An 18089-nucleotide genomic window follows, 5' to 3' on the forward strand; every position below is an offset into this window, starting at 1 on the left:
GACGATGGGGCCGGCGCAGCAGCTGACGAACGACCCCGCGTTCTCGGGGTCGGCCTCGATCGCGGCGACCCGCGATGGGGTGGTGCACGTGGCGTGGGTGGATACGCGGACAGCGTCGCAGCAGATCTGGACGAAGCGTTTCGTTCCGGGGAGCGGGTGGACGCCGGACGAGCTGCTGGTGTTCAGCACGGCCGCGGCGGCGCAGCCGTCGTTGACGTCGGACTACGAGGGTCATCTGCATTTGGTATGGCGGGACAGCCGGGACGGGGACAACGAGATCTACTACAAGGAGTATCGTCCGGGCACGGGGTGGGACGCAGCGGATACGCGGCTGACGGTGAACGCGGCGACGCAAAGCGAGCCGAACGTGGATGCCGACCCTCAGAGCAACGTCTATGTCGTATGGACGGACCAGCGAAACGGGGCTGCGAATCCGGATATTTTCTACAAGGAGCGGAAGGGCGCTGCGTGGCAGGCGGAGGTGGCGCTCGTTTCGTCCGCGAGCGACACGACCAATTCGGTGCAGCAGTTCCCGGCGATTGCCCACGACGGCCAGGCGACGACCTATGTGGCCTGGACGGATCACCGCCTCCCGGCATCCTCGGGCAAGAATCGAGAGGTTTTTTACAAGGTGGGGACCGGCTTCGTGACGGGGGTGGAGACGGAATCGGCTCCGCCGCTGGCCCGGCTCCTGCGCAATTACCCGAACCCGTTCAATCCGGCGACGAAGATCGTGTTCCGGCTGGAACGGGACGCTCAGGCGACGCTGCGGGTCTTCGACGTCCACGGGCGCCTTGTGCGGACGCTTGTGGACTCGTATTTGGCGGCCGGCCCGCGGACGGTGGAGTGGGACGGTCGGGACGACCGGGGCCATCCCCTAGCGTCAGGGACCTACTACATGAGGCTCCAGGGCGGCGGGACGTACGTCTCACGAGCCGTCAGCCTCCTGAAGTAGCGCGGTTTGCAGGGCTTCTTGGCGGTCGCGGAGGACGCACAATTTGGCCCAGGACAATGCCCGTTGACCCTCGCAACTGAAAGTGCTATAATCTTCCCAGTTCGCAGGCGCGTACCGCGAAGCGGGCGTTGTCTTCGAGGCGGGGGCGTGTCGGCCACACTGGCCGCCAGGATCTCGCCTCGATTCATTTCCGTATAGAGGCCGAGGCGCGCTCCATCCGAGTCCTCACGCAACCTCAGGGTCTACAACCAAGCGAGGTTCCCCCGGTGTTCCGTCCCAATTCGGTGTCCGCGTCACGCCGCTTCGCCTCCGCTCTGCTCCTGACAGCTCTCGTCGCCCTCGTCGTCGCTTCCCCCGCATTGGCGGGGGGGAAGACGGACAGGAGGGACATGTACGACGTCTTCTCCGTGGGCCCGCGGCCCTCGCAGACCCCGGCAGTCTCCGAGACGACGATCAAGCACAAGGCCTACTTCACGGACCTCGAGGGGAGCAACGCCGGTTGGGGTTCCATCGATTATCGCCTGGGCCAACCCAACGCGTGGCATCGGGTCACGGGAATCGAATCGTGCGTCGGGAACGCGTGGTGGTGCGGCGTGACGGGGCTCACGTACGGGGACGGCTACGACAACAATTGGGTGCAGACACTGAAAACTGCCACCCCGATCAATCTCGCCAGCTCGTCCGGAAACGTCCTGACATTCAAGCACCGCTGCATGACGGAGGACGGGTACGATTTCGCCTGGGTTCTGATCCATGACGGCTCGACGGCCTCGACCTGGGACACACTCGCCCAGTACTCGGGATTTCTCGGCACAAGCTGCATCAACGCGTCGCTCCCGATCCCGGATACCTGGACGACGAGACAACAGCCGATTCAGCTCATGTTCCTGTTCGGTTCGGATTTCAGCTACTCCCGGGCCGACTCCAACAATACCTTCACCGGCTGGTCGATCGACGACGTGAAGATCACGGCCACCGGCGGCGCCGTGAAGTTCTTCGACGACATGGAGGCCGGCGGCTCGAACTGGGTCGCCAGCTCGCCCGACCCCGGGCCGATGTGGCACATTGAAAATTCGCCCGGGACTTCGGTGCCGGCGTCCTGCTTCTTCCTCAGCACGAACGTATGGGTTCCATTCCAAGGGTTCGGGTTCGGCCAGGTGCCGGATTTCGTGGATGCGATGCTCACGTCGCCTCCCGTCGACATCACCGGGATCTTTGTGGGCGCGAACACGTCGTTGCGATTGCAGTTCGACAACTGGATCAACCTTCCCTCTGAAAACAACGTGGTCTGGTCCCTCTGGATCCAAGGCTCGAATGACGGCGCTACGTGGACGCCGTGGCACAATGCGCTCTATCCGATCACGTTCACGGGGACAGTCGCGCAGTGCGTGGAGGGGAGCTACATCGAATTCAACCCCTACAACACGCCGCGGACGGGTGTCCAGCCGGGGACCCGATTCGTCCGCCTCGGATTCCGCATCCGCGATGAGAAGCCGACCGACATAGACGCGAGCATTCTTCGATTGGGGAACCGGACCGAAGGAATTTACTTCGACAATATCGGGGTCTACTCGATTTACACGATCACCGGGGTGGAACCGGTAGACGGGGTCCCGGTGAGCACCCGCGCGTCGATCCAGAGGGTCTATCCGAACCCGTTCAACCCGGCCACGACGATCGAGTTCTCGGTGCCCAAGGCGGGAGCGACCACGGTGCGGATCTTCGACCTACAAGGGAAGGCCTTGGCGACGCTCGCGAACAGCAGCATGTCGGCGGGCGTCTATCGGGTTCGTTGGAACGGCAAGACCGAAGACGGTCGCGATCTCTCCTCCGGAGTCTATTTCGTCAGCGTGGAGAACGCGGGCAGCCATAGCCGCGGATCCGCGCGAATCATCATGATGAAGTAGTCGGCCACCGTCGACGAGGGTCCAAATCCGCTGTGGTACATTGCGCGGGTGGATCTCTATCGGGACGGCGGCAAGCGAGTCCTCGACCTCCTTCTCGCATCGATCGCGCTCCTCTTCGCCCTCCCCGTGATCGCGCTCGCGGCCGCCGCGATTCGATTGGATTCGGAGGGGCCGGTATTCCACCGCGCCACCCGCGTCGGCCGTGGCGGGAAAAAATTCACGTTCCTCAAGCTCCGCTCCATGCAGATCGGCGCCGAGGAGCTCCGGGGTCTCCTGCTTCATCTGAACCAGGCGCAGGGAGCTGCCTTCAAGCTGCACAACGATCCTCGGGTCACGCGGGTCGGCCGCTTTCTCCGTAAGACCAGCCTCGACGAGCTCCCTCAGCTCTGGCACGTCCTCGAAGGACACATGAGCCTTGTCGGTCCGCGCCCCCCTTTTCCCGAAGAGGTGGAGAAGTACGAGCCGTGGATGCTGAAGCGCCTCTCGGTGCGCCCGGGCCTCACCTGCCTCTGGCAGATTCAGGGACGGAGCGACCTCCCGTTCGAGGAGTGGATGCGCCTCGACATCGAGTACGTGGATCGGTGCTCTCTCGCTCTCGATCTTCGAATTCTCGCCCTGACGATCCCGGCGGTGCTCTCCGCGCGAGGCGCCTACTGATCGCGGCGGCCGAGGTTCCCGTTGCCGCCCCGCGCGCCGTGTGGTACCGGTTGTAGCCCATGCGCTTCCACCCAGTGATCCTCGCGGGGGGAAGGGGAGAGCGCTTCTGGCCTCTCTCGCGCCGCGCCCGCCCGAAGCAGCTCCTCCCGCTCCTGTCGGATCGGCCGATGGTCGCCGATACGCTCGAGCGGCTGCGCGGCCTCGCGAGCCCGAAGGATGCGTGGATCATCACCTCCCGCGAACTTCGCACCGCGGTCCGCGTCGCCGTGCCGTCGGTGCCGCGCGAGCGGGTCATCGGGGAGCCGGTGGGGAAAAACACGGCCCCGGCCGTCGCGCTCGCGGCCTGGTGGCTCCGCGGCATGGGTGCCGATGCTGTGGCAGTGATTCTGCCGTCCGATCATCGGGTCGAGCCCGCGTCGCGGTTTCGCGAGGACCTGGCCGCGGCGGGGAGGGTCGCGCTCGAGCGCCGCGCGATCGTGGTGCTTGGCATCCCGCCGACCCGCCCGGACACGGGCTACGGATACATCGAGGCGGGAGATCCTGTCGCGGCGGGGTCCGAGTTCCGCGGAGTGGTCGCCTTCCGCGAGAAGCCCGACGCGGAAACGGCGGTTCGATACGTCGAGGACGGGCGGCACCTCTGGAACGCGGGAATCTTCGTGTTCGCGCCCGAGGTCATGCTCGAGGAGATCCGGACTCATGCGCCCGACATCGCGGCGCTGCTTTCGGATCTCCCCGAGCGTCCCGGCCGCGGAACCGACGCCGCCCTGGAGCGGTATTACGCGGCGGCCCCTTGGATCTCGATCGACTACGCCGTGATGGAGCGCACGCGGCGCGCCGTCGTGGCGCGCGCGGGCTTCGCGTGGGATGATCTGGGCTCCTGGGCGGCCCTGGAATCGCAGGGCGCCAAGGACGCGCGCGGGAACGTCGTCCACGGACGGGCTCTGCTCGAGGACTCGAGCGGCGTCATCGCGTATTCGGACGGCGGGCTCGTCGCGGGCATCGGGGTGAAGGATCTGGTCATCGTCCATACCGGCGATGTGACGCTTGTCTGTCCTCGCGACCGGGCACAGGAGGTGCGCGCACTCGTGGAACGGATCAAGAAGGAGAAGGATGCCGACGCGCTCCTCTAGGCTCTTCTCCGTCCTCTTCGCCGTGGTCGTGGGATGTGCCCGCACGTCGGCCGCCCCGCCGACCGCGCAGAGCCCCGCGCCGGTCTCCAGAGGATCCGGAGTGTATGGCGGGGTGGCCCCCCGCGCTCCCGCCGCGAGCGCCACTATCCCGTCGTCCATCGCACTTGATCCCACCGAGGCAATCACCCCCCGTGAGCTCGCCTCGATTCCGGATCCGATCGTGGGGGAGGCCGCGCCCGCTCGGGGAGCGCCGGACAAAGCGGCCGCGATCGAGAAGATCGCCGCGGCCGACTCGGAGATCGCGCAGGCACGTTCGGCGGCGCCCTACGCCGCGGACACGCGCGCCGAGCACCCACGAGGCGCCGCAAGCGGTGACGAGCGGCGAGGGGTCTGGCGCGTGCAGGTGTTCGCGTCGCCCGACCTCACGCAGGCGGATCGGATCGCGAAGGAGACCTCGCTTCGCTTCGGAGAGCCGTCCGTGATCGAGTTCGAGGACTCGCTCTACAAGGTGCGTCTCGGCGCATTCGCGACCGAGGCGCTGGCGCAGTCGCTCCGCGAGCGCGCGGTTCGTGGGGGCTTTCCAGGGGCATTTCGTATGTGGAATACCGAGTCTGCTACTTCATCGTCCAAATGAAGTTACGCAACTTGCTTAAAGTCACTTCGAATTGACCGCCGCCTGATGGCCCAGCGCTATCGCGCCGCGATCCTGAGCGCGGAGTCGGTACCTTTCGCGAAGGTTGGCGGTCTGGGCGACGTCGTCGGCGCTCTGAGCCGCGCCATCGCGGACTTAGGCTGCTCCGTCGCGGTGTTCCTCCCGCGCTACGCCGACATGCAGCTGCCGCCGGACTGCGAGCTCGAGCTGGTGGCGAAGATCGACGTGAGGGTCGGCCCGGACGACCAGCCCGGCCTGATCTACCGTCTGCGGCACCCCGCGCACCCGCCGCACTACCATCACTTCTTTATCGGGAACGAAACGTATTTCGGCCGGCCGGGGATCTACAACGATCCCGCGACCGGAGAGCCGTTCCGCGACAACGCCGAGCGGTTCGTTTTCTTCTCACGCGCGTGCCTCGAGGCGATGCGGGCCACCGCCTTCGTCCCCGACGTGATCCACGCGAACGACCACCAGACCGCGCTCGTTCCCGCCTATCTGAAAACCCTCTATGCCGAGGACGCGTTCTTCCAGATGACCGCGAACATTCTCTCCATCCACAACCTGGGGTACCAGGGCGTCTATCCGCCGGAGACGATGGCGATCGCCGGCTTCCCGGATCGATACTTCTATCCCCTCTCGCCCTTCGAGTTCTGGGGAAACATGAATTTTCTCAAGGCGGGAATCCAATTCGCGGACCGGCTGACGACGGTCAGCGAGCGCTACGCCGAGGAGATCCAGTCGGGGGAGGAGTTCGGCTTCGGTCTCCAGGGCGTCCTGAACGCACGGCGCGCGGATCTCACGGGGATTTTGAACGGCATCGACGTCAACGTCTGGAATCCGAGGACCGACCGCTCGATCGCCGCCCGGTTCGACGCGGAGTCCCTCGAGGGGAAGGCCACGTGCAAGGCGGCGCTCCTCGAGGAGACGGGACTTCCCTCGAAGCCGGACCAGCCGCTTGTCGGGATGATCTCGCGGCTGGTCGACCAGAAGGGCTTCGATCTCATCGAGGCGGCGGTGGGGCAGCTCCTCGCGCTCCCGGCGCGCTGGGTCGTGCTGGGAAGCGGCGCGGCGCGGTACGAGGGATTTCTTCGGGCGACGGCGAAGGAGCATCCCGATCGCTTCGCCTATCGGTCGGGGTACGACGATCCGCTGGCGCACCGGATCGAGGCGGGGGCCGACTTCTTCCTCATGCCCTCCCGATACGAGCCAAGCGGCCTCAATCAAATGATGAGCATGCGGTACGGGACGATCCCCGTGGTCCGCGAGACCGGCGGGCTCGCCGACACCGTCACGCCCTTCGGTCCGGGCGATCGGTCGGGGGGAACGGGGATTCTCTTCGGCCCGTACTTGAGCGACGCGCTCGTCGCCGCGGTGCGCGAGGCCGTGCGCCTCTATGGCGAGCCGGCGAATCTGCTGCGCGCCAGGCGGAATGGAATGGCGCTCGATTTCTCATGGGCGAGCTCCGCGCGAAAATACATCCAACTCTACCGTCAGGCGAATTCCGCGCGGCGGATGGGATCGGGCTTCAATCGGTGGCTCGAAACGGTCGAGCGGGGCGAGTTCCCGGGCCCTCAACAACCGTCGCGGGGCTGGGAGCCGCCCGGGTAGCGGATCGCGGCGCATTGCCGCCGCTCTCTTGACGGCCCCTCCGGCGCGGGGCTAGAATGGCCGTCGCTGCGGTCGCATCGGAGCGAGCGGAAGTAGCTCAGCCCGGTAGAGCCCCACCTTGCCAAGGTGGTTGTCGCGGGTTCAAATCCCGTCTTCCGCTCCAGTTTTTTTTCCCGACACCCACAGATTTCTCCTCTAGATTCTTGCTCCTTCCCAGCACGCGTGGTAGTAATTCAACCCGGTGCCGACGAACTGGGATCGGCACGACGCTCACGAAAGGAGAGGTGCATGCCAGCTAAGAAGCGCGCACGCAAACCCGCGAAGAGGAAAGTCGCCTCCAAAAAGCGGAAGCCGAACGCCGCATTCATGAAGCCGCTCATGCCGTCCGAGGCCCTCTCTGAGGTGATCGGCGCGAGGGCGCTGCCGCGGACCGAGGTCACGAAGAAGCTCTGGGCGTACATCAAGAAGAACAAGCTCCAGGACAAGGTCAAGCGCACGATGATCAACGCGGACGACAAGCTCCGCGTCATATTCGGGGGCAAGCGCCAGGTCAGCATGTTCGAGATGACGAAGCACGTCTCGAAGCACCTGAAGTAAACGCGCCGTCTCCGTCCGGCCGTAAGGCGTCCCGCCGCGCTCCGCGCGACGGGACGTTGCTTTATCTGGCCCGAGCGGCGCTTCCTGAGGGGGTGCAGTGGGCCGCCGCGGCCCCGAGAGGCGTTCAATCCCTGCTATCCGGGCCCTGACATGGGGTGGGCGGAATCAGGGGCTTGGGCGGCCCGCCAAGAGCTACCGAGGTCCTTGGGCGGGTCCGGCGTTCCCTGACCGCGACACCCTCCTGACGTAGCGAACCAAAGCGCCCAGGGCAAACGCGGCACCCACCACCGCCGTCCACGGCACGAACCACTCCGGGCCGCTCAGCCCGGCCAGGGAGCCCGCGGCGGCGATTGTCAGCGCCAGCTCGCCGACCAACAGCGCCCCCCACGCGAGGACGGTCCCAGGCGCCCATCCCGCGCGCTGCCAGAGTCCGATCAACGCGGGCGGGATGCTGATCGGAAGGCCGCTCAGAACCAAGACCGCGAGCCACTCGAACCATGTCTTGGGCCCCGTGCCGGCGATCAGGCGCGGAACGATCGCCGCCCAGCAGGAGATCCCCACGAAGAGCGACGCGAGGATCAAGAGGCTGAGCAGGACGATTCCGCGAGGCTGCCTCACGTCACTTCGCGCGCGCCTTTGCCTGGAGGTGTTCCTCGGTGAGCCAGGGAGCGACGCGGCGGAGCTTCTCCACGAGCAGGGTCCGCTCCTCCCTGCGCGACTTCTCGTATCGTTGCTGGAGCCGTTTCAGCGTCTTGGCGCGCTTGCGCCGCCTCTGGAGCCACGAGCGTCTGTGATCTCTTGCCATGTGCCGTCTCCTTACGTGGCGAGCGGTGGTCGCTCGCGGTGGTGGTTCGTGCGCGTCTGATAGGCCTCGCCGAGGTCCAGTAAGAGTCCTTCCTCGAACGGCGACCCCATGATTTGAAACCCTGCCGGCATGTGTCCTTTGCCGAAACCGCACGGGAGCGCGATCGCCGGAAGGCCGCAGGCGTTCCCGACAGCCCCGACGGGATCGGCGTAGGGAAGCGTCTTGGTGAGATCCTCGTCGACGCGCGGCGCGACCGAGAGGAAGTTCGGCGTCACGATCACGTCGTACTTTGCGTAGAACTCGGCCATCAGTCGCTGGAGCTCCGTCCGCATCCGCGACGCCTTCACGTAGTCGGCTCCGGTCAGAGAGCGGGTGACGTCGTTCTGGTAGGGGGCATAGGCATCGCGGAGCGTCCAGACCGAGCCGTCGCTGAAAAAGTTCTCGAAGGTCGAGAGCGCTTCCGCGTAGAGGATCGTGGTGGCCACCTCGCTGGCCGGGAATTCCGGCAGGGCCGCTTCCTCGATTTGGAGGCCCATCGCCTCGAGGTCGCGGACCGCCCCGTCGAAGGCATCCTTCACCTCGGGCTCGGCGCCTTTCGTTTTCGCGAAATCGATCGGGATCAGAGCGGCCCGGATGCGGCTGAAATCGGGCCTCTCCCGACCGAGCCGCACCGGCTCCGTCGACGCGCTGGGATCGTCCGGGTCGGCCCCCGCGATGGCCTGGAGAATCGTCCGGCAGTCGGACGCCGAGCGCGCGATCGGCCCGATCTTGTCGAGCGACCACGATCCGACCATGCCGCCCGCGCGGCTCACCCGTCCGTACGTGGGACGGAGACCCGTGACGCCACAGAACGCGGAGGGGCAGAGGATCGAGCCCCACGTCTCGGTCCCGATCGCGAAGCCCGTGAGGCCGGCCGATACGGCGGCTCCGGAGCCGCTCGAGGATCCGCCCGTCCAGCGGTCGGGGTTCCACGGGTTTCGCCCCGGCCCTTGGAGCGAAGCGTCCGCGTACCGGTATCCGAGGCAGCCCGCGAACTCCACCATCGCGAGCTTGCCGAGGAGGATGGCGCCCGCGTCCCGGAGCTTCCGGACCACCGTCGCGTCCCGATCGAACATCTGGTCGCGGGTCGGCGTCGCGCCCCAGGTCGTCCGGATCCCCGCGGTCGCGAGGAGATCCTTCGCGCCGTACGGCACGCCGTGGAGCGGTCCGCGGATCCGGCCGCTTCCGATCTCCCGCTCGGCTTCGCGGGCCTGCGTCAAGGCTACCTCCGGCGTCACCGTGGCGAACGCGTTGAGCTTGGGACCGAATCGTTGGATCCGGTCGAGGTAGGCCTCCGTCAATTCGACGGGGGAGAGACGCCTCGAGTGCACCCGCTCGCCCAGCTCCGTGGCCGAGAGATAGAGAACGTCCTCGCCGATCCCGCTCACCGTTCCCTCCTCACGGCCCGGACGGCATGGAAGATCGATGCGGGCGGGCTCCCGGCCGGGAGCTTGAACGCGCGGACCACTTTCACCATGTCCGCGACCGACTTCTTCTGTACCTCGAGCTCCTTCCGGATGGCGGCGGTGAGGGGTCGATGCGCCGGTCCCGTGTCGGGATGCACCGCCGCGCGCGGTTTCGCGGCGCGGGCCGCGCCGAGCGGGGCAGCCGCGGCGGCCGCCGCTCCAGCGGCGAGTAGCCGAACGAATCGACGACGGTCCATTCTGCTCAGCACGTCCATGCTCCAACCTCCTCTGGGTGCGTGGGGACGTGGAACGTAGCACCTTGACCCCGGGGCCGCTAGGGCGAGGCGAGAAGGGCTTCGCCCGCGCGTCCCGCCCGATTATCATCGCGGCGTGAGCACCAATTCCGGGGTCCGGGGGTAGTGAGCGGAACGCGCGTGGCGATCGTCGGCGGGGGAGTGATCGGGCTCTCCTGCGCCTACTACCTCCTCGAGCGTGGCCATCGGGTCACCGTGATCGAGCGGGGAGCCCAGGGCCATGACTGCTGCTCCCTGGGCAACGCGGGATATATCTCGCCCAGTCATTTTCTGCCGCTTGCGGCTCCGGGGATCATGGGTCAGGCGATCCGCTGGATGGGGAATCCCGAGAGCCCGTTCTACGTCCCGCCCCGTCTCGATCCCGGGCTGATCTCCTTCGGCTGGCGATTCTGGCGGGCTTCGACTCCGAAACGCGCCCACGGGGCCGGCCCGCTCTTGCGCGATCTGAACCTCGCGAGCCGGGCGCTCTTTGTCGATCTCGCCGGGCGCACCCAGAACGAATTCGAGCTTGTCCAGGGGGGACTCCTGACGCTCTTCCAGACGGAGCGTGCCTTTGGCGAGGAGGCGCGGCACGCCGAGCGGGCGCGGCGGCTGGGGATGCCGGCCGAGGTGATGGATCCGGCCGGCGTGGCGGCACTCGAGCCCGAACTCACGCTGAACGCGATCGGGGGCGTCTACTATCGCCTCGACTCCCACGTCACGCCGGAGCGGTTCCACGCCGCGCTCTCGCGCCTTGTACGCGAGCGCGGCGGGACGTTCGAGTGGGGCGCCGAGCTCCGCGATTGGAAGCGGCACGGCCGCGTCGTGCGCGCCGCGGTGACGTCGCGGGGAGAAATCGAGGCCGATGAATTCCTCGTCGCTGCCGGGTCGTGGTCGTCCCGGCTGGTCCGCTCCCTCGGGCTCAAGCCGCCGCTCCAGCCGGGGAAGGGTTACAGCCTGACGTTGAGCTCTCCACCAGAGCGCCCGCGCCGCGCGGTGCTGCTGCAAGAGAGCCGCGTCGCTCTCACGCCCATGGGCCGCGCGCTCCGCGTCGGCGGCACGCTGGAGCTGGGCGCGTTCGACGGCCGGATCAGCCCGCCGCGGGTGCGGGGGATTCTGCGCTCACTCTCGCGGCATCTCCCGGCGTTCCAGCCCGAGAATTTCAACGGCACGAACGCTTGGTGCGGGCACCGTCCCTGCACGCCGGACGGGCTCCCCTACGTCGGGCGCTTCGAGCGGTTCGAGAACCTGTCCGTCGCGACCGGGCACGCCATGATGGGGCTGAGCATGGCCCCCATCACCGGGAAGCTGATGGCCGAGCTGCTCTCGGGGGAGCCGCCCTCGATCGACATCTCGGCGCTCCGCCCGGACCGTTACCGCTGATGCCGCGTCGCCTGGCGAGACGCCCAGCGGCGCCGGGCCGCGCCGCGCCGGGCCGCGCCGCGCCGGGGCCACCCGCACCGCCCTGGGCGCTCATCGCGCCAGCGGTCCTCGCGTTGATCCTCGTCCTGCCCACGTTCTCGTTCACGTACCTCTTCGATGACTATGATTTTTTGGGGAGGGCGCAGAGCTTTCAGCTGAGCCAGCTGACCCCGGACCCGGGCACGCTCTTTTACCGGCCGCTCTCTCGCGAGATCTACTTTCGCGTCCTCTACCTGCTCGACCCGAACCAGCCCCTCTGGGGCCACTTGGCGAACGCGATTCTCCTGGTCGCGGCGATCCTCCTCTTGAGCTCCATCACGAGAAAGCTCGCGGGCCCACGCGCTGGGTACGTCGCGGGGACCTCCTTCGCCGCCCTGGGCGCCATCCCGATCCTTGTCGGCTGGGCGAGCGGCAGCCAGGATCTCCTGGCCATCGTCTTCGTCCTGGCGGCTCTCGCAGCGCAGCTCTCGAACCGGCCGGTCGTGGCGATGATTGGAATGGCCTGCGCGCTCCTCTCCAAGGAGACCGCGGTCGCGTTCGTTCCCGCGATCGCGCTCGCGCGCTGGGTCGTGGGCGAGCGGCCCTACAAGCTCGGTACAAGCCTCATCGGATTCGGCCTGCTGGTCGCAGCGTGGGGCGCGGCTCACCCCGGGATCCGGCTCCTCCTGTCGACCGGCATGGAGAGCGGGGGCCCGAGCGCGGCGTACTTGACGTGGAGCGGGGCAGACCGCTGGGCCTCGCTCGTCAAGGGCCTCGCCACGCTCGGGAACCTGCCGATCAGCGGGCCGGGCACGCCCTGGCCCGGCGAGCGGAACCCAACGCTCGCCGTCGCGGCCGCGGTCGTCCTGTTCGGGTTCTGGACGACGTGGCGCTTTCGCGCCGGATCGTTCGACAGGGGAACCGCGCAGGGTGGGATCGCTCCGGCGCCGCGCCTCGTCGCCCTTTCGCTATTCCTCGCGATCCCGCCGCTTCTGCTGGTCAGCTTCCTCGTGCGCTACTGGCAGCCCTACTACCTCTCCCTGGCCGCGATCGGTACGTCGATGCTTTTGGGGATCGGGCTCGCGCGCCTCCCGGCGCTTGTGGCGGCCGCGCTCGCCCTGGGATTTCTCGCGTTGGGGATCTGGTGCCGGGGGATGGATCTCGGGCCGGGGGTTCCGACCGAGCGCACCGTGCGGCCTCCGATGGAGCGGCTCCGTCGTGCGGAGGCCGAATTCCGAAAGCGCTTCCCGCGGATCGACTCGCCCGCTCACGTCTACGTCTCCGTCTACGCGCCGGAGGACAAAGCCGTCTCGATGCACTTGTTCCGATTCCAGGTGCTCCGGATCTGGTACCGGAACCACTCCGTCGACACGATGCACCCGGAGTGGCGCCGTCCGGATCCGCCCGAGGAGCGGCTGGCCTGGGTTGCGCCGGACATGAGCGTCCATGAGATCGATCCCAGGACGCTCGAGACGCGGCCTGCCCTCGCCGATTCCAGCTCGTACGAGTACGGCGCCACACTGCGCGCGTACGCCCAGGGGCTCGCCGCGTCGGGGCACACCGACCGCGCCGTGGAGATTCTTCTCCGGATGCCCGCTCCCGATCCGCTCGTGGCGGCGGTTCACCGCCGGCTCGCCGCGGCCCTTCTCCTCGCGGATGGAAGAGAGGCCGAGGCGGCGAAGCTCCTCCGAGCCACCCCACCGCTCGATCGAGAGGATGCCCTCGACGTGGCGGGGATGTTCCTTTCGAACCCGGCGCGGAGGGACATCGACGCTCCCGTTCTCGCCGCGCTGGGCCTCGCACCCGCGGACACTGCGGCCGTGCGCGGCGTGATGAGAAAGGTCGCGTTGACCGGCCGGCGGGAGGCGACGATCCGCTTCGCCCACCGCCTGCTCGCGATGACGCCGGGGGATTGGGAGGCGGAGGCGCTCCTCCGCTGGCTGCGGCAGGGGGCGGAGTCGAAGCGCGTGACGGTCCCCGTGGTCGCGGATTCCCTCTGGTGACCCGATGACCTTCGGCCGCGCGATGCTCGATCAATGGCTCCTGGATCCCGACGTCATCTACCTGAATCACGGCACGGTGGGCGCGACGCCCAGGCGCGTGCTCGCGAAGCAGCAGGCCATCCGCGACGAGATCGAGCGTCGGCCCTCGCAATTTCTCCTTCGGGAGCTGACGGGCGTCGCGCCCGTTGGGATGCCCCGGAGCGAGCCGCCTCTGCTCCGGGCGGCCGCGGCCGAGGTGGCGCCCTTCGTGGGCGCGAAGGGCGAGGACTTCATGTTCGTGGAGAACGCGACGACCGGGGTCAACGCGGTGCTCCGCTCGCTTGATCTGCGTGAAGGCGACGAGGTGTTGATCACCGACCACGTCTACGGCGCGGTCGCGAAGATCGCCGCGTTCGTCACCCGACCGCGTGGCGCGCGGGTCCGATCGATCGAGCTGCCCTACCCGGTCCCGGGCCCTGACGCCGTCGTTGCGGCCGTCCTCGCCGCGATCGGTCCACGGACGCGGGTCCTCATCGTCGAGCACGTCACGTCGGAGAGCGCGCTCGTGCTCCCGGTGCGGGAGATCGCGTCGGGCTGCCGCGCGAAGGGAGTTCGGGTCCTCGTGGACGGCGCGCACGCGCCCGGCGCTCTGCCGCTCGACGTTTCCTCACTCGGGGTCGACTGGTACTCGGCCAACCTCCACAAGTGGGCCTTCACGCCCCGCGCGTCGGGATTTCTGTGGGTCGCCCCGGAACGGCGCGAGGGGCTCCATCCGACCGTGATCTCGTGGGGACTGGGTCAAGGGTTGAGCGCCGAATTCGATCTGACGGGGACGCGCGATCCGTCGCCGTTTCTCGCGGCTCCCGAGGCGATCGCGTTCTTCCGGAGCCTGGGCGTCGAGGCGGTGCGCGCGTACAACCACGGCCTGGCGTGGGAATCGGCGCGGCACCTGAGCCGCCGGTGGGGAACGAAGCTGGGGATGGAGGAGCAGATGGTCGGCACCATGGCGACGGTCCAGCTTCCGGATCGCATGGGCTCGACGCCGGAGGACGCCGCGCGCCTCAGGGACGCGCTCCTCTTCGAGGACCGGATCGAGATCCAGCTACACGCCTGGCGCGATCGCCTCTGGGTGCGGGTGTCCGCGCAGGTTTACAACGACGTGAGGGACATCGAGCGGCTGGCCGCCGCCGTCGAGGCTCGCTAGCCGCCCCACGCCCGGCCGGGCGGGGGAGCGATCCGCTCCCCGCGCGTCCGAAACCGCTCGCTCTGTACTATTTCGTATGCCAGGGGAAAACCGAGAGGCCCACGCCCGCCAGCACCCGGTTCGCGCTCGCGTTGAATTCCCCGTCCGCGTTGCTCTCGTGCTGGTACCCCAAGCTCATGTTCACCGAGGCGGTCGATCCGACCAGAACCCGGATGCCGCCCGTGACCATCGGAGCAAGCACCGCGGTTTGGTCGAGCGCGAATCCGCCGTAGAAGAGCGCGCCGAATCCGACGTTCGCGTACGGGATCACGTTGCCGGCCGAATTGAAGTTGTACGTGAGCCCGGCCGAGGCGCCGAGCGCCGTGTCGCTGTTTCCATTCACCGACTGGTGCCGCGTCAAGAGGGCTCCCGTCACCTCGTAGTGCCTCGAGACGCAGAATCCCACCGTCGGCGCGATGTCGAGCCTCGTCGACGTCTCGACGTTCCCGTAGCCCTCGCGCTTAAAGTTCTGATGGCTGAAGGACACCGACGGCGAGAACTCCACCGAGCCCTCGGAGAGTTGATTGCCCGTCGCCGAGGGCGGACTGCCAGCCGCCGAAAGCGGAACCGCGAGCAGCGCCATCACGATCGGCACCGCGAGCCTCAAAGCCTGCGCCAGCGCTTTCATGGGTATCGCTCCTTCCTCGTTGTGTCTGTTTGGATGGATCGAGCCGCGGCCGGGAATGGCGCGGCATCCCCCGCCGGGCAGGATGGAGCAAAATCCGGGCCCGCGATATTGGCCCACCTCTTGCGACGCTGACGCTCGGGTTTCTCCGCATTGCTCGAGGGGGGTGTAATGCCGACGTCGTATTCCTTTCACGACACATTGATTGCGGCCCCATTCCGCGGCCGAGAGGGAGGGCGGGGCCAGAGGCGCGTCTCGGGCGGCGGTCGGGGACAGAGAGGGTGCGACCTCGCCGCCATTGCGATTTGCGTTCTCGCGATCGTCGGCGTGGGCTGCGACAAGCTGCTGACGTCGCCGCCGGCGCTGGGTGAGCGATTCGATCAGCCGATCCAGGGACTGGACAACGGGGAGCTTGGCGATTTCCAGGATGGGCAGGTCCAGTTCCGGCGCGCGTTCACCATCGCCGAAGGGCTGGGCCCGATCTTCAACAACGTCTCCTGCGCGTCGTGCCACAGCGGTGACGGCCGTGGCATCCCCGGGAACATCCTCGTCCGGTTCAGCCGTGGGACGGATCTGGTGATCGGGGAGGGCGGGCCACAGATTCAGGACAAAGCGATTCCTGGCGCGGTCGCCGAGCACCTGCCGGCCGGCGTCGACGTATCGCGGCGCATGCCGCCCGCGGTGTTCGGCGTGGGCCTGATCGAGGCGCTGACCGATTCCGTGATCCTCTCGCACGCCGACCCCGGCGACGCGGATGCCGACGGAATCTCGGGTCGCGCCAACATGGTCACTCCGCCTTCCTACGTCCCGGCCTCCGAGCCGGGCGCCGGACCGGGCCTCCGGGTCGGCCGGTTCGGGCGCAAGGCGGCGGTCACGTCCCTCTTCCAGCAGACGGTCACGGCGTACCACCAGGACATGGGCGTCACGTCTCCGGCTCTGCCCGACGAGAACGTGAACCCGCTCGCGCCGGCGGGGCTCCCGGATCCCGACCGCGCTCCCGATCCCGAAGTGAACGGAGGGCAGGTCAACGACGTCGAGCAGTACATGCGCATGCTCGCGCCCCCGACCCCCGGCGAGTGGACGGACCAGCGCCGCCGTGGGCAGACGCTCTTCGCGTCGGCGCGGTGCTCGGCCTGCCACATCCCGACGATGCGGACCGGAGCGCACGAGATCGAGGCGCTCTCGAATCGAGACGTCACGCTCTACTCCGACCTACTGCTCCACGACCTGGGTCCCGGGCTCGCGGACAATCGCCCTGACGGCGACGCCGACGGCCAGGAATGGCGGACGGCCCCCCTCTGGGGTCTGCGCATCGCGCGGGAGTTCCTGAACGGCCAGCTCTTCCTCCTCCACGACGGGCGCGCCCACAGCGTGGACGAGGCGATCCGCCTTCATGGCGGGGAAGCCGCCTCGGCGCGCGACGCGTTCCTCGCCATGCCGCCGGCGGACCGCGCGGCGGTTCTCGATTTCGTGGAGTCCCGATGAGCGCGCGCGTGTCGATCGCGGCCGCGGGAGCCGCGACGCTTCTGGCGCTGCTCGCGGCGGGCGCGAGCGGGGCGACGGCGGACGTGAGCGGCGCGACGGCGGGCGCGAGCGGCGCGACGCAGCCCGTCCGCATGGCGTCACCGATTCGCACGGCAGCGCCGCCGCGGGAGGAGCCTTCGCCCTGGCCTCTTCACGAGGGTCCTTACCACGGCAGCCTGGATCGGATCGCCTTCGGGGCGTACGGCGAGCTTCGCTTCGCCGAGGACCGGGTTCGCGGCGTCACCGATCCGGAGTGGTTCTCGGTCGGTCGGATCGGCGGCTTCGCGACCGCGCGGCTTCATCCCCGGGTCGAGATCCTGGCCGAGGGAGCCTGGGATCAGGGCACGGACGATTTCTCTCTCGAGCAGGCCGAGCTTCGGTATCGCCTCAAGCGATCGATGCAGCTCCACGCCGGCGTCTTCCTCGTCCCCCTGGGGCGCACCAACCTCCAGCACGACGGTCCCGCGTATGAGTTCGCCGAGCGCTCGCTGCCCGCGACCCAGCTGGTCGGCGTGCCCAACGCACAGATGGGCATCGGCCTTCGCGCGGTTGGCGGAACGTTCTCCGGTTGGCCTCTCTCGTACGAAGTCGCCGTTGTGACCGGGTACGACGACGGCCTCATCATGGACGCCGTCGGCGGCACCCGGGTTCCGAAGGGCCGGAACAATTACGGGGACAATAACGGCATTCCGGCGCTCTCCGTCCGCGTGGCCGCCCGCCCGTCGCGCACGTCGGAAATCGGCCTCGCGGCGCAGAGCGGCCAATACAACAAGACGGTCTTGGGCGGCGTGACCGTCGACCGCGCGCGGTACCTCCACGTTCTGGTCGCCGACGCCACATCCGGGTTCGCCGGGTTCGATCTCTTCGGCGAGGCGGTCGTGGCGTTGATCGACGTGCCGCCCGGCCTCGAGGCCCTCTACGCGCAGCAGCAGTACGGCGCCTCCGTGGAGCTGACGCGAACGCTCCGGGAGCCGATTTTCGGCGGGTGGACCCATTCGAGGCTCTCCGGTGGACTGCGCCTCGACGCGGTCGATCTCGACCCTTCATTGCCCGGAGACTCGAGGAGCCGCCTCTCCACGAGCTTGAACTTCCGTCAAGTCCCGCTCGGCGTCATCCGGCTCGGCTGGTACTACGAGATCGCCCGGGACCGCTTCAACAACAAGACGCCCAAGGCGGGGATCACGGTAACGACCGCCGCGTACTTCTAGCACCCCCCGCTCCCTCCTCCCGCGGCCCGACGCTTGAACCGGAGCCACCGGTGC

16 protein-coding genes and 1 tRNA gene are annotated in these 18089 nt (G+C 68.1%); 13 read left to right on the forward strand and 4 right to left on the reverse strand.

Going from position 1 to position 18089, the window contains the following annotated elements; genetic code table 11:
* The 8 genes from E6K79_08690 to E6K79_08725 form a co-directional block, all read left to right on the forward strand.
* Nucleotides 1–955, forward strand: a 955-nt coding sequence (locus E6K79_08690) for a T9SS type A sorting domain-containing protein (protein ID TMQ63719.1), incomplete at its 5' end; no start/stop codon positions are given.
* A gap of 266 nt (nucleotides 956–1221) precedes the next feature.
* On the forward strand, nucleotides 1222–2862 hold the full coding sequence (locus E6K79_08695) for a T9SS type A sorting domain-containing protein (protein TMQ63720.1): 1641 nt from the start codon (nucleotides 1222–1224) through the stop codon (nucleotides 2860–2862).
* A 30-nt stretch (nucleotides 2863–2892) separates the two neighbouring features.
* Nucleotides 2893–3519 (forward strand): sugar transferase, encoded by a 627-nt coding sequence (locus tag E6K79_08700; GenBank protein ID TMQ63721.1) that lies wholly within the window; start codon nucleotides 2893–2895, stop codon nucleotides 3517–3519.
* Nucleotides 3520–3578: 59 nt separating this feature from the next.
* Nucleotides 3579–4649 carry a mannose-1-phosphate guanylyltransferase gene (locus tag E6K79_08705; protein TMQ63722.1) on the forward strand — a complete coding sequence of 357 codons (1071 nt, stop codon included), beginning with the start codon at nucleotides 3579–3581 and terminating at the stop codon, nucleotides 4647–4649.
* A complete protein-coding gene (locus E6K79_08710) occupies nucleotides 4630–5283 on the forward strand; it encodes a hypothetical protein (GenBank protein ID TMQ63723.1) in 654 nt (217 codons plus the stop codon). The genes E6K79_08705 and E6K79_08710 overlap by 20 nt, the downstream gene beginning before the upstream one ends.
* 45 nt (nucleotides 5284–5328) lie before the next feature.
* Nucleotides 5329–6912 carry a glycogen synthase gene (locus E6K79_08715; protein ID TMQ63724.1) on the forward strand — a complete coding sequence of 528 codons (1584 nt, stop codon included), beginning with the start codon at nucleotides 5329–5331 and terminating at the stop codon, nucleotides 6910–6912.
* A gap of 86 nt (nucleotides 6913–6998) precedes the next feature.
* A tRNA-Gly gene (locus E6K79_08720) sits at nucleotides 6999–7075 on the forward strand.
* 125 nt (nucleotides 7076–7200) lie between these two features.
* The gene (locus tag E6K79_08725; protein TMQ63725.1) at nucleotides 7201–7509 is read left to right on the forward strand and encodes a hypothetical protein; all 309 of its coding nucleotides are present in this window, start codon (nucleotides 7201–7203) and stop codon (nucleotides 7507–7509) included.
* Nucleotides 7510–7701: 192 nt separating this feature from the next.
* Here the strand turns inward: E6K79_08725 and E6K79_08730 are convergent, their stop codons facing one another.
* Genes E6K79_08730 through E6K79_08740 form a run of 3 tightly spaced genes read right to left on the reverse strand, consistent with a single transcriptional unit; the run spans nucleotide 7702 to nucleotide 10143 of the window.
* Nucleotides 7702–8127, reverse strand: coding sequence for a hypothetical protein (locus E6K79_08730; GenBank protein TMQ63726.1), 426 nt, complete (start codon nucleotides 8125–8127; stop codon nucleotides 7702–7704).
* Between the two features lies 1 nt (nucleotide 8128).
* A complete protein-coding gene (locus E6K79_08735) occupies nucleotides 8129–8314 on the reverse strand; it encodes a hypothetical protein (protein TMQ63727.1) in 186 nt (61 codons plus the stop codon).
* Nucleotides 8315–8325: 11 nt separating this feature from the next.
* On the reverse strand, nucleotides 8326–10143 hold the full coding sequence (locus E6K79_08740) for an amidase (protein ID TMQ63728.1): 1818 nt from the start codon (nucleotides 10141–10143) through the stop codon (nucleotides 8326–8328).
* Nucleotides 10144–10193: 50 nt separating this feature from the next.
* On the opposite strand from E6K79_08740, the gene E6K79_08745 reads away from it, so the two are divergent.
* Genes E6K79_08745 through E6K79_08755 form a run of 3 tightly spaced genes read left to right on the forward strand, consistent with a single transcriptional unit; the run spans nucleotide 10194 to nucleotide 14639 of the window.
* Nucleotides 10194–11435 (forward strand): FAD-dependent oxidoreductase, encoded by a 1242-nt coding sequence (locus E6K79_08745; GenBank protein ID TMQ63901.1) that lies wholly within the window; start codon nucleotides 10194–10196, stop codon nucleotides 11433–11435.
* Nucleotides 11435–13456 carry a hypothetical protein gene (locus tag E6K79_08750; protein ID TMQ63729.1) on the forward strand — a complete coding sequence of 674 codons (2022 nt, stop codon included), beginning with the start codon at nucleotides 11435–11437 and terminating at the stop codon, nucleotides 13454–13456. Before E6K79_08745 ends, E6K79_08750 begins: the two co-directional genes overlap by 1 nt.
* A gap of 4 nt (nucleotides 13457–13460) precedes the next feature.
* Nucleotides 13461–14639: an aminotransferase class V-fold PLP-dependent enzyme gene (locus tag E6K79_08755; protein ID TMQ63730.1), complete on the forward strand. Its 1179-nt coding sequence runs from the start codon at nucleotides 13461–13463 to the stop codon at nucleotides 14637–14639.
* 67 nt (nucleotides 14640–14706) lie between these two features.
* Here the strand turns inward: E6K79_08755 and E6K79_08760 are convergent, their stop codons facing one another.
* Nucleotides 14707–15306 carry a hypothetical protein gene (locus E6K79_08760; GenBank protein TMQ63731.1) on the reverse strand — a complete coding sequence of 200 codons (600 nt, stop codon included), beginning with the start codon at nucleotides 15304–15306 and terminating at the stop codon, nucleotides 14707–14709.
* A gap of 168 nt (nucleotides 15307–15474) precedes the next feature.
* On the opposite strand from E6K79_08760, the gene E6K79_08765 reads away from it, so the two are divergent.
* Both E6K79_08765 and E6K79_08770 read left to right on the forward strand, forming a co-directional pair.
* Nucleotides 15475–16788 (forward strand): thiol oxidoreductase, encoded by a 1314-nt coding sequence (locus E6K79_08765; GenBank protein TMQ63732.1) that lies wholly within the window; start codon nucleotides 15475–15477, stop codon nucleotides 16786–16788.
* The gene (locus tag E6K79_08770; protein ID TMQ63733.1) at nucleotides 16785–18035 is read left to right on the forward strand and encodes a hypothetical protein; all 1251 of its coding nucleotides are present in this window, start codon (nucleotides 16785–16787) and stop codon (nucleotides 18033–18035) included. Before E6K79_08765 ends, E6K79_08770 begins: the two co-directional genes overlap by 4 nt.
* Nucleotides 18036–18089: the final 54 nt, after the last annotated feature.

It is taken from the genome of Candidatus Eisenbacteria bacterium (genome assembly GCA_005893305.1).
GTDB lineage: Bacteria > Eisenbacteria > RBG-16-71-46 > SZUA-252 > SZUA-252 > WS-9.

What these genes read in the sequence shown, in the direction of transcription:
- E6K79_08705 (TMQ63722.1), top strand. Translation starts at nt 3,579, where the DNA reads ATGCGCTTCCACCCAGTGATCCTCGCGGGGGGAAGGGGAGAGCGCTTC.
- E6K79_08710 (TMQ63723.1), top strand. Translation starts at nt 4,630, where the DNA reads ATGCCGACGCGCTCCTCTAGGCTCTTCTCCGTCCTCTTCGCCGTGGTC.
- E6K79_08715 (TMQ63724.1), top strand. Translation starts at nt 5,329, where the DNA reads ATGGCCCAGCGCTATCGCGCCGCGATCCTGAGCGCGGAGTCGGTACCT.
- E6K79_08725 (TMQ63725.1), top strand. Translation starts at nt 7,201, where the DNA reads ATGCCAGCTAAGAAGCGCGCACGCAAACCCGCGAAGAGGAAAGTCGCC.
- E6K79_08735 (TMQ63727.1), bottom strand. Translation starts at nt 8,314, where the DNA reads ATGGCAAGAGATCACAGACGCTCGTGGCTCCAGAGGCGGCGCAAGCGC.
- E6K79_08740 (TMQ63728.1), bottom strand. Translation starts at nt 10,143, where the DNA reads ATGATAATCGGGCGGGACGCGCGGGCGAAGCCCTTCTCGCCTCGCCCT.
- E6K79_08750 (TMQ63729.1), top strand. Translation starts at nt 11,435, where the DNA reads ATGCCGCGTCGCCTGGCGAGACGCCCAGCGGCGCCGGGCCGCGCCGCG.
- E6K79_08755 (TMQ63730.1), top strand. Translation starts at nt 13,461, where the DNA reads ATGACCTTCGGCCGCGCGATGCTCGATCAATGGCTCCTGGATCCCGAC.
- E6K79_08760 (TMQ63731.1), bottom strand. Translation starts at nt 15,306, where the DNA reads ATGAAAGCGCTGGCGCAGGCTTTGAGGCTCGCGGTGCCGATCGTGATG.
- E6K79_08765 (TMQ63732.1), top strand. Translation starts at nt 15,475, where the DNA reads ATGCCGACGTCGTATTCCTTTCACGACACATTGATTGCGGCCCCATTC.
- E6K79_08770 (TMQ63733.1), top strand. Translation starts at nt 16,785, where the DNA reads ATGAGCGCGCGCGTGTCGATCGCGGCCGCGGGAGCCGCGACGCTTCTG.